This is a genomic window from Azospirillum sp. P4_B5 (assembly GCF_056402275.1).
In genome coordinates this window covers 41,837-52,518 of the sequence record NZ_JBFUHT010000018.1, presented here as the reverse complement: position 1 = coordinate 52,518, position 10,682 = coordinate 41,837, and the positions used below count along the sequence as shown (strand labels likewise).

Annotated in this window: 10 protein-coding genes; 9 read left to right on the top strand and 1 reads right to left on the bottom strand. The window is 67.8% G+C overall.

Annotated elements, in window-relative coordinates:
• The first annotated feature begins 303 nt into the window (after positions 1-303).
• Positions 304-507, top strand: a complete 204-nt coding sequence (locus tag AC1DVI_RS15325) for a DUF3008 family protein (RefSeq protein WP_476958677.1) — start codon at positions 304-306, stop codon at positions 505-507.
• 39 nt (positions 508-546) lie between these two features.
• Here the strand turns inward: AC1DVI_RS15325 and AC1DVI_RS15320 are convergent, their stop codons facing one another.
• Positions 547-1,152, bottom strand: a complete 606-nt coding sequence (locus tag AC1DVI_RS15320) for a DedA family protein (protein ID WP_476958676.1) — start codon at positions 1,150-1,152, stop codon at positions 547-549.
• A gap of 210 nt (positions 1,153-1,362) precedes the next feature.
• Between AC1DVI_RS15320 and glpD the strand changes: the two genes are divergently transcribed.
• The 8 genes from glpD to glpK all read left to right on the top strand — a co-directional run bounded on the left by glpD (position 1,363) and on the right by glpK (position 10,676).
• Positions 1,363-2,904, top strand: a complete 1,542-nt coding sequence (glpD, locus tag AC1DVI_RS15315; protein ID WP_476958675.1) for a glycerol-3-phosphate dehydrogenase — start codon at positions 1,363-1,365, stop codon at positions 2,902-2,904.
• An 80-nt stretch (positions 2,905-2,984) separates the two neighbouring features.
• The gene (locus tag AC1DVI_RS15310; RefSeq protein WP_476958674.1) at positions 2,985-4,088 is read left to right on the top strand and encodes an ABC transporter ATP-binding protein; all 1,104 of its coding nucleotides are present in this window, start codon (positions 2,985-2,987) and stop codon (positions 4,086-4,088) included.
• A 17-nt stretch (positions 4,089-4,105) separates the two neighbouring features.
• Positions 4,106-5,194: an ABC transporter ATP-binding protein gene (locus AC1DVI_RS15305; RefSeq protein ID WP_476958673.1), complete on the top strand. Its 1,089-nt coding sequence runs from the start codon at positions 4,106-4,108 to the stop codon at positions 5,192-5,194.
• Positions 5,194-6,078 (top strand): carbohydrate ABC transporter permease, encoded by an 885-nt coding sequence (locus tag AC1DVI_RS15300; protein ID WP_476958672.1) that lies wholly within the window; start codon positions 5,194-5,196, stop codon positions 6,076-6,078. Before AC1DVI_RS15305 ends, AC1DVI_RS15300 begins: the two co-directional genes overlap by 1 nt.
• Positions 6,079-6,093: 15 nt before the next feature.
• The gene (locus AC1DVI_RS15295) at positions 6,094-6,891 is read left to right on the top strand and encodes a carbohydrate ABC transporter permease (protein WP_014242527.1); all 798 of its coding nucleotides are present in this window, start codon (positions 6,094-6,096) and stop codon (positions 6,889-6,891) included.
• Between the two features lie 19 nt (positions 6,892-6,910).
• Positions 6,911-7,204 (top strand): DUF2160 domain-containing protein, encoded by a 294-nt coding sequence (locus tag AC1DVI_RS15290; protein ID WP_476958671.1) that lies wholly within the window; start codon positions 6,911-6,913, stop codon positions 7,202-7,204.
• Positions 7,205-7,262: 58 nt separating this feature from the next.
• The gene (locus AC1DVI_RS15285) at positions 7,263-9,017 is read left to right on the top strand and encodes an ABC transporter substrate-binding protein (protein WP_476958670.1); all 1,755 of its coding nucleotides are present in this window, start codon (positions 7,263-7,265) and stop codon (positions 9,015-9,017) included.
• A 153-nt stretch (positions 9,018-9,170) separates the two neighbouring features.
• Positions 9,171-10,676 (top strand): glycerol kinase GlpK, encoded by a 1,506-nt coding sequence (glpK, locus tag AC1DVI_RS15280; RefSeq protein WP_476958669.1) that lies wholly within the window; start codon positions 9,171-9,173, stop codon positions 10,674-10,676.
• The last annotated feature ends 6 nt before the right edge of the window (positions 10,677-10,682 follow it).

The following is a 10,682-nucleotide window of genomic DNA, read 5'->3' as shown; positions in this document are numbered from 1 at the left end:
TACAGAAACGTCATATGCATCCCAAAAAGGGATTATGCCGCCAAAAATACGTCCAAAAGGGGGATTGTCAACGAATGATACAACTAAAAGAGATTCTGACAACCGGGAAAGCCGCATTACGGATATGGAACGAATTCGCGCACACCCATGTGTGGTTATTCCGTTCCGATAGAGGTCATGCCATCACGGCGGAACGCAGGGCGCAGCGGATTCACCAAAGGTTGCGGTATAGGCCCGCAGGAGCGGAATCCGCTCCAATCCTGTTGGTGGAAGGAGCGTTCACATCACCGAAGGAGGGATATGATGAGCAAAGCGGAATCCAAGAAGCAGCAGATGGCCGCCGGCGCGGCACTGGCGGCCAAGCGTGGGGAGCAGCCGGAATCCGCCCTGCGCGGTGCCTCGAAGGAGATGGCCAAATCGATGAGCGAAAAGGACCTGCGGGAGATGGCCTCCGCGAAGCGCAAGGATCTGCCCACCCGCGGTTCAAAGGACGATGCGAAGGAGTGAGGTCGAGCGGTTTCGGGAAAACTGACGGGGATGTCCCCGTCAGTTCTGCTCCTGCGGACGGAAAGTGGCGACGCGGTAGGCGTACCAGGCGGCGATGGCGGCGATGACCAGCTTGGCCACCGGGTCCATCCAGCCCGACACCTTGTCGTACTGGCCTTCCAGCAGATAACCCGCCCCGGCCAGGACCAGCGACCACAGCGCCGTCCCGACGGTCGAATAGACCAGGAAGCGGGCCAGCCCCATCCCGGCGATCCCGGCGGGAACGGAGATCAGCGTGCGCACCGCCGGGATCAGGCGCCCGATCAGCACCGACGCCGCGCTGTGCCGGCGGAACCAGCCCGTCGCCTCGTCAACCTGCGCGGGCGCCACGGTCAGCCAGCGGCCATGGCGGGCGGCCAACCGTTTCAGCCGCTCGCTGCCCAGCCACCGCCCGGCGTAGTACCAGAACAGCGCTCCCGCCACCGAACCCATTGTGCCCGCCAGAACCACCAGCGGCAGGCTGAGATCCCCGCGCGCCGCGACGAAGCCGGCCAGCGGCATGATGAGTTCCGATGGAATGGGCGGAAAGACGTTCTCCAGCAGCATCAGAAGCGCGATGCCGGCGTAGCCGCCGCCTTCGACCATGTCTGCGATCCACTCGAACACGCGATCCTCCGGTTCCGGTTGCCTGGATAACCCGCCGGCGCCGCGGGAGTTCACCGGCTCCCCCAACGAGGGAGGGGTGTCGGCGCCATGGCCTTTCGTATCGCTTTCACTTTTTTCGTATTGCGGCCTGTCGAACCCTCGGCTACCGTTTGAAACGAAAACAATGGCGCAGACCGCAACGGGCGGGCGCACAGCGGAGAGGAGGGATGGATGGCCGGGGTCTACGACCTTGCCATCGTCGGCGGCGGCATCAACGGCTGCGGCATCGCGCGCGATGCCGCGGGGCGGGGCTGCTCCGTCTATCTGTGCGAACAGAAGGATCTGGCGTCGGGCACGTCCTCGGCCTCGACGAAGCTGATCCACGGCGGCCTGCGCTATCTGGAATATTACGAGTTCCGGCTGGTCCGCGAGGCGCTGCGCGAGCGCGAGGTTCTGTGGCGCATGGCGCCGCACATCATCTGGCCGCTGCGCTTCGTCCTGCCCCACCTGCCCGGCCTGCGGCCCTCCTGGTTCCTGCGGCTGGGCCTGTTCCTCTACGACCATCTCGGCGGGCGGGAGAAGCTGCCGGGCACGCGCGGGCTCGATCTGCGCAACGATCCGGCGGGGAAGCCGCTGAAGCCCGGTTTCGGTCGCGCTTTCGAATATTCGGATTGCTGGGTCGACGACGCGCGTCTGGTGGTCCTGAACGCGCAGGACGCCGCGCGCATGGGTGCTGCGATCCGTACCCGCACCCGCTTCCTGAGCGCCGTCCGCGAGGACGGGCTTTGGACCGTGACGGTGGAGGACACGCGCAGCGGCCGGCGCAGCAGCATCCGCGCCCGCGCGCTCGTCAACGCCGCCGGCCCCTGGGTGTCGGAGGTGATGCGGCAGGGGGCGCGGTCCACGGTGGACGCGCGCATCCGTCTGGTCCAGGGCTCGCACATCGTGGTGCCGAAGCTGTTCGACCACGACCGCTGCTACATCTTCCAGAACGCCGACAAGCGCATCGTCTTCGCCATCCCCTACGAGCGCGACTTCACCCTGATCGGCACCACCGACAACGATTACCAGGGCGATCCGGCCGACGTCCGCGCGTCGGAGGCGGAGATCGCCTATCTCTGCGCCGCCGCCGGGGACTATTTCGCCAAGCCGGTGACCCCGGCCGACGTGGTGTGGACCTATTCCGGCGTCCGCCCGCTCTACGACGACGGCGCCTCGACGGCGCAGGCGGCGACCCGCGACTATGTGCTGGCGCTCGACGCGCCGGGCGACGGCAAGGCGGCGCTGCTCAACATCTTCGGCGGCAAGATCACCACCTACCGCCGCTTGGCCGATGCGGCCATCGCCAAGCTGGCGCCCTTCCTGCCGAAGCTCGCTCCGGGAGCGTCGGACTGGAGCAGCGCCGGGATCCTGCCGGGCGGCGATTTCCCGGTGGACGGCGGCGCGGCGCTGGTCGCCGAGCTGCGCGGGAGGGCACCGTTCCTCCCGCAGCCTCATCTGGAGCGGCTGGTGCGCACCTACGGCACCCGCGCCCGCCGGATTCTCGACAGCGCGGCGCGGCCGGAGGATCTGGGTCGCGACTTCGGCGGGACCCTGACCGAGGCCGAGGTCCGCTATCTGATGACGGAGGAATGGGCGGAGACCGCCGAGGACGTGCTGTGGCGCCGGACCAAGCTGGGGCTGCGGCTGGACGCCGCCCAGGCGCAGGCGCTCGACGCCTTCATGACCGAGGAGCGCAGCCGGAGGGAGAGGGCATCCGACGCCGCCGAATAGCGGGCGTGGAACAGCGGCTGAAAACACGGCGACAAGAACCATCTCAATAAAGAAAAAATGAATATTGGGGAGGAAGGCCGGTGGGCTTGGTTCTGGACAAGGTCAGCAGGCACGTCAGCGGCCACGTTCACCTCGAGAACGTGTCGCTGAGCCTGGAGCGCGGGTCGCTGAACGTTCTGCTGGGGCCGACCCTGTCGGGCAAGACGTCGCTGATGCGGCTGATGGCCGGGCTGGACGTGCCCAGCGCCGGGCGCGTGCTGGTGGACGGGGTGGACGTGACGGGGCGGCACGTCCGCGAACGCTCCGTCGCCATGGTCTACCAGCAGTTCATCAACTACCCCTCCCTGACCGTCTATGAGAACATCGCTTCCCCCCTGCGGGTCGCCCGCCGGCCGAAGGACGAGATCGACCGCAAGGTGCGTGAGGCCGCCCGCCTGCTGAAGCTGGAGCCCTACCTGGAGCGCGCGCCGCAGCAGCTGTCCGGCGGCCAGCAGCAGCGCACCGCCATCGCTCGCGCCCTGGTGAAAGAGGCGCAGCTCGTCCTGCTCGACGAGCCGCTGGCCAATCTGGATTACAAGCTGCGCGAGGAACTGCGGGAGGAGCTGCCGAAGATCTTCGCCGCGACCGGCGCGGTCTTCGTCTACGCGACGACCGAGCCGGCGGAGGCGCTGCTGCTCCGCGGCAACACGGCGACGCTGTGGGAAGGGCGGTTGGCGCAGTTCGGGCGCACCCCGGACGTCTACCGCCGCCCGGCCAACCTGACCAGCGCGCGGGTCTTCTCCGACCCGCCGCTCAACACCATGCGGGTGCACAAGCGCGGCCTGCAGATCGTTCTGGCGACGGGCGAGCACGGGCCGGCGCGCGGCGTGCTGGCGGAGCTGCCGGACGACGACTACACCATCGGCTTCCGCGCCGACCACCTGCATCTGGAGCGGCCCCACGCCGACGCCGTGGCTCTGCGCGGTCTGGTGGCGGTCAGCGAGATCACCGGTTCGGAGAGCTTCGTCCACATCGACCTGCCGCGCACGGATGGCGGGGCGGACCGCTGGGTGGCGGTCACCCGCGGCGTGCTTGAGGTCGAGCCGGGCGAGCGGATCGACTGCTTCATCGACCCGCGGCGGCTGTTCGTGTTCGGCCATGACGGGCGGCTGGCCGCGGCGCCGCCGCTGGTCATGGCGGCGTGACGGGGAGGGCGGACGGCATGGCGCGCATCGACCTTCAATCCCTCGGCCACAGCTACATATCCAATCCCAAGGGTGACGACGACTACGCGCTGAAGCCGATGACCCATGTGTGGGAGCAGGGTGGCGCCTACGCGCTGCTCGGGCCGTCGGGCTGCGGCAAGACCACGCTGCTGAACATCATTTCCGGCCTGCTGACCCCCAGCGAAGGGCGGGTGCTGTTCGACGGCAAGGACGTGACGGGCCTGCCGACCGAGGCGCGCAACATCGCCCAGGTCTTCCAGTTCCCGGTCGTCTACGACACCATGACGGTCTACGAGAACCTCGCCTTCCCGCTGCGCAACCGCGGCCTGCGCGGGGCTCCGCTCGACGCGCGGGTCCGGGAGATCGCCGGGCTGCTCGACCTGACGGCGGACCTGAACCGGCGCGGACGGAACCTGACCGCCGACGCCAAGCAGAAAATCTCGCTGGGGCGCGGGCTGGTCCGTCCGGACGTGGCGGCCATCCTGTTCGACGAGCCGCTGACCGTCATCGATCCCCATCTGAAATGGGAGCTGCGGTCGAAGCTGAAGGCGCTGCACCGCGCGCTCGATCTGACGATGATCTACGTGACCCACGACCAGACGGAAGCGCTGACCTTCGCCGACAAGGTGGTGGTGATGCACGACGGGCGCGTCGTCCAGGTGGGCCGCCCGCAGGAGCTGTTCGAGCGGCCCGCCCACGTCTTCGTCGGCCATTTCATCGGCTCGCCGGGCATGAACGTCCTGCCGGCCGAGGTGTCGGGCCACGCCGCGCGGGTCGGCGGGCACGTCATCGCGCTGCGCCGCGGCTATCCGGCCCTGCACGGTGGAGCAAAGATCGAAATTGGCGTGCGGCCGGAATTCGCCACGCTGGCGCCCGCCGGGGCCGGCGGCGTGCCGGTGCGGGTGCGCCGGCTGGACGACCTGGGGCGCACGCGCATCGCGCGGGTGGAGCTGTCCGGCCTGCCCATGGCCGCGACGGTGCCGGAGGATCTGACGCTGGCGGGGGACGAGGCGTCGCTGCTGCTCGACCCCGCCATGGTCCATGTCTACGCGGACGGAACGCTCGTGGAAGGGGAGGCGGCGTGATGGACAAGCCCGTCAACCAAGGGGCATGGCTGCTGGTCCTGCCGGTTCTGCTGATCGTCGCCTTCTCGGCCATCCTGCCGCTGATGACGGTGGTCAACTACTCGGTGCAGGACACCTTCGGGAACAACCAGTTCTTCTGGAACGGCATCGGCTGGTACCAGGAGCTTCTCGACCCCTCCACCGACCTCGGCGGGCGCTTCCTCGACGCGCTGTGGCGCAACCTGCTGTTCTCGCTGCTGATCCTGCTGATCGAGGTCCCGCTGGGCATCGCCGTGGCGCTGAGCATGCCGCGCCACGGCTGGCGGGTGGCGGCGACTCTGGTGGTGCTGGCGCTGCCGCTGCTGATCCCGTGGAACGTCGTCGGCACCATCTGGCAGATCTTCGCCCGCGAGGACATCGGCCTGCTGGGCTGGGCGGTCAACCGGTTGGGCATCCCCTACAACTACACCGCGGACCCGCTGTCGGCCTGGGTGACCATCGTGACGATGGACGTCTGGCACTGGACCTCGCTGGTGGCGCTGCTCTGCTACGCCGGGCTGCGCTCCATCCCCGACGCTTTCTATCAGGCGGCCCGGATCGACGGGGCGTCGCGCTGGGCGGTGTTCCGCAACATCCAATTGCCGAAGATGCACCGGGTGCTGCTGATCGCCGTGCTGCTGCGCTTCATGGACAGCTTCATGATCTACACCGAGCCCTTCGTGGTGACCGGCGGCGGCCCCGGCAACTCGACCACCTTCGTGTCGATCGACCTCGTGAAGCTGGCGCTGGGGCAGTTCGACCTCGGCAAGGCCGCGGCCCTGTCCATCGTCTACAACCTGATCATCCTGGCCGTCTGCTGGGTCTTCTACACGGTCATGACCCGCATGGACGCGCAACGGAACTAGCAAAGGAAACGGGCCATGCTGCGCGCACGGATCGTCCTCACGCTCTACATCCTGTTCCTGATGCTGCCGATCTACTGGCTCGTGAACATGAGCCTGAAGACGAACACCGAGATCGTCAGCGGCCTGACGCTGTGGCCCCACACCCTGACCTTCGAGAATTACCGGCGGATCTTCACCGATTCGTCCTGGTACTCGGGCTATCTGAACTCGCTGCAATATGTGGCGCTGAACACGGTGCTGTCGATCGCGCTGGCCCTGCCGGCGGCCTACGCCTTCTCGCGCTACCGCTTCGTGGGCGACAAGCATCTGTTCTTCTGGCTGCTGTCCAACCGCATGGCCCCGGCGGCGGTCTTCGCGCTGCCCTTCTTCAACCTCTATTCGGCCATCGGCCTGTTCGACACGCCGCTGGCCGTGGCGCTGGCCCACTGCCTGTTCAACGTGCCGCTGGCGGTGTGGATTCTGGAGGGCTTCATGTCGGGGGTACCGCGGGAGATCGACGAGACCGCCTATCTCGACGGCTACAGCTTTCCGCGTTTCTTCGTGAAGATCTTCATGCCGCTGGTGGCCAGCGGGATCGGCGTCACCGCCTTTTTCTGCTTCATGTTCAGCTGGGTCGAGCTTCTGCTGGCGCGCACGCTGACCTCGGTGGACGCCAAGCCCATCGCGGCGACGATGACGCGCACCGTCTCGGCCTCCGGCATGGATTGGGGGCTGTTGGCGGCGGCGGGGGTGCTGACCATCCTGCCCGGCGCGCTGGTGATCTGGTTCGTGCGCAACTACATCGCCAAGGGCTTCGCCCTGGGCCGCGTCTGACGGGAGGGAGGACGCCGCCATGGAGAACCTCACCGAACACCTCGCCTGGATGGCCTGGACCTGGCAGACCGGCGCCTTCTTCGCCGTCATCGCCGGGCTGCTGACCCTGCTGACCGTCCTGGCGCTCAACCGGCCGGAGGTGGCGCGCCCCGGCGTGCTGGGCATCACCACGACGCGCGGCGACCGGCTGTTCATCACGCTGCTCGGCAGCGCCTTCATCCACCTCGCCTGGCTGGGGCTGGTGGGCGGGGAGGTGCACTACGCGACCGCGCTTTCGCTTCTCTACGCCGCGGCGGTCTTCCGCTGGGTGTGACAGCCGGCCTGTGTCGGCTGGAACGGGCCTATAACAATGGAAACGGGAGGAATAAACGATGCGTACCCTGTATCTCGCCTCCGCATCCGCGGCGGCGCTTCTTCTGTCATCGGCCCCGGCCTTCGCCGATATCGAGGCGGCCAAGCGCTGGATCGACAGCGAGTTCCAGCCTTCGACCCTGTCGAAGGAGGATCAGCTGAAGGAAATGCAGTGGTTCATCGACGCCGCCAAGCCCTTCGCCGGCATGGAGATCAACGTCGTCTCCGAGACCATCACCACCCATGAGTACGAAGCCCGGACGCTCGCCAAGGCCTTCAGCGAGATCACCGGCATCAAGCTGCGCCACGACCTGATCCAGGAAGGCGACGTGGTCGAGAAGATCCAGACGCAGATGCAGTCCGGCAAGAACATCTACGACGCCTGGATCAACGACAGCGACCTGATCGGCACCCATTTCCGCTACAAGCAGGCCGTGGCGCTCAGCGACTGGATGGAGGGGGAGGGCAAGGACGTCACGTCCCCCACGCTGGACGTGAACGACTTCATCGGCAAATCCTTCGGCACCGGTCCGGACGGCAAGCTCTACCAGCTTCCCGACCAGCAGTTTGCCAACCTCTACTGGTTCCGCTACGACTGGTTCCAGCGCCCGGACTTGAAGGAGAAGTTCAAGGCCAAGTACGGCTACGAACTGGGCGTGCCCGTCAACTGGTCGGCCTATGAGGACATCGCCGAGTTCTTCACCAACGACGTGAAGGAGATCGACGGCGTCAAGGTCTACGGCCACATGGACTACGGCAAGAAGGACCCGTCGCTGGGCTGGCGCTTCACCGACGCGTGGCTGTCCATGGCCGGCAACGGCGACAAGGGCATCCCGAACGGCAAACCGGTGGACGAGTGGGGCGTGCGCATGGAGGGCTGCAGCCCGGTCGGTTCCTCGGTCGAGCGCGGCGGCGACACCAACGGCCCGGCCGCCGTCTATTCCATCATCAAGTACGTGGATTGGCTGAAGAAATACGCGCCGCCGCAGGCCGCCGGCATGACCTTTAGCGAATCCGGCCCGGTGCCGGCACAGGGCAACGTCGCGCAGCAGATGTTCTGGTACACCGCCTTCACCGCCGACATGGTCAAGGACGGGCTGCCGGTGGTCAACGCCGACGGCACGCCGAAATGGCGCATGGCCCCCTCGCCCAAGGGCGCCTACTGGAAGGACGGCATGAAGCTCGGCTATCAGGACGCCGGGTCCTGGACGCTTCTGAAGTCCACGCCGGTGGACCGCCGCAAGGCCGCGTGGCTCTACGCCCAGTTCACCGTGTCGAAGTCGGTCAGCCTGAAGAAGAGCCATGTCGGCCTGACCTTCATCCGCGAAAGCGACATCTGGGATAAGAGCTTCACGGAGCGCGCGCCGAAGCTGGGCGGCCTGATCGAGTTCTACCGCTCGCCCGCGCGGGTGCAGTGGACGCCGACCGGCGTGAACATCCCCGACTATCCGAAGCTGGCGCAGCTCTGGTGGCAGAACATCGGCGACGCCTCGTCGGGCGCCAAGACGCCGCAGGCGGCCATGGACGCGCTGGCCGCGGCCCAGGACTCCGTGATGGAGCGCCTGGAACGGTCGGGCGTGCAGGGCGAATGCGGGCCGAAGCTGAACAAGAAGGAGTCGGCGGAGTTCTGGTTCGCCAAGGCCGAGAAGGACGGCACCACGGCGCCGCAGCGCAAGCTGTCCAACGAGAAGCCCAAGGGCGAGACGGTGGACTACGACCAGCTCATCAAGTCCTGGCCGGCCTCGCCGCCGAAGAAGGCCGCCATGGCGCAGTGACATCATAGACAACCCCAACTAACCCTCTCCCCTCTGGGGAGAAGGGAGGGTGAGGGGGATGKGCGTGGCGGCACGTCCGGCAAAAGCGCAACCCCCTCACCCCAACCCTCTCCCCAGAGGGGAGAGGGAACGAACGAGACCATAGGGAAGACCATGTCTGAAGCCGGCCACGTCCTCGCCATCGATCAGGGCACCACCTCCACCCGCGCCATCGTCTTCGACCGGCGGGGCGTTCCCGCCGGGGTGGCCCGGCGGGAGTTCGCGCAGCATTATCCCGCCGACGGCTGGGTGGAGCACGATCCGGAGGACATCTGGCGCGACACCGTGGCGGTGATCCGGGGCGCCGTGGACGAGGCCGGGCTGACCGCGTCGGACATCGCCGCCATCGGCATCACCAACCAGCGCGAAACCACCGTCGTCTGGGACCGCCGCACGGGCGAGCCGGTGCACCGTGCCATCGTCTGGCAGGACCGCCGCACCTCCGACCTCTGCCGCAAGCTGGTGGAGGAGGGCTGCGGGCCGCTGGTGCGGCGCAAGACCGGGCTGCTGATCGATTCCTACTTCTCCGCCACCAAGATTGCCTGGATTCTCGACCATGTCCCCGGCGCGCGGGAGCGGGCGGAGCGGGGCGAACTGTGCTTCGGCACCATCGACAGCTTCCTGCTGCACCGGCTGACCGGCGGGCGGGTGCACGCCACCGACGCGACCAACGCCTCGCGCAGCATGGTCTTCGACATCCACCGGCAGGACTGGGACGACGAGCTGCTCGCCCTGTTCCGCATCCCCCGCGCCATGATGCCGGAGGTGCTGGACAGCAGCGCCGAGTTCGGCGCGACGGAGCCGGACCTGCTGGGCCGCCCCATCCCGATCACCGGCATCGCCGGCGACCAGCAGGCGGCGACCTTCGGGCAGGCCTGCTTCGAGCCGGGCATGGTGAAGTCCACCTACGGCACCGGCTGCTTCGCCCTGCTGAACACCGGTGCCGAGCCGGTGGAGTCGCGCTCCAACATGCTGACCACGGTGGCCTACCGGCTCGACGGGCGGACGACCTACGCGCTGGAGGGCTCCATCTTCATCGCCGGAGCGGCCATCAAGTGGCTGCGCGACGGGCTGGGGGTCATCACCCACGCCTCCCAGACCGACGACATGGCGACCCGCGTTCCGGACAGCCACGGCGTCTATCTGGTGCCGGCCTTCGTGGGCTTGGGCGCCCCCCATTGGGACCCGGAGGCCCGCGCCGCGATCTTCGGCCTGACGCTGGACGCCGGCCCGGCCCACATCGCCCGCGCCGCGCTGGAGGCGGTGGCCTTCCAGACCCGCGACCTGCGCGACGCCATGGTCTCCGACTGGTCGGCCTCGCACATGGCGACCTCCGACGCGCTGCGGGTGGACGGCGGCATGGCGGCGAACGACTGGCTGTGCCAGTTCCTGGCCGATGTGCTGGACCTGCCGGTGGAACGCCCGGCGGTGATCGAGACGACCGCGCTGGGGGCGGCCGGGCTGGCCGGGTTGAAGGCCGGAGTCTACCGCGATCAAGCGGCGCTGGCCGGCGCCTGGCGCTGCGACCGCCGGTTCGAGCCGCGGATGGACACGGCCAAGCGCGCCCGCCTTTACGACGGCTGGCTGGATGCCGTGCGGCGCGTGCGGCGCGTACGCTGAGGGACA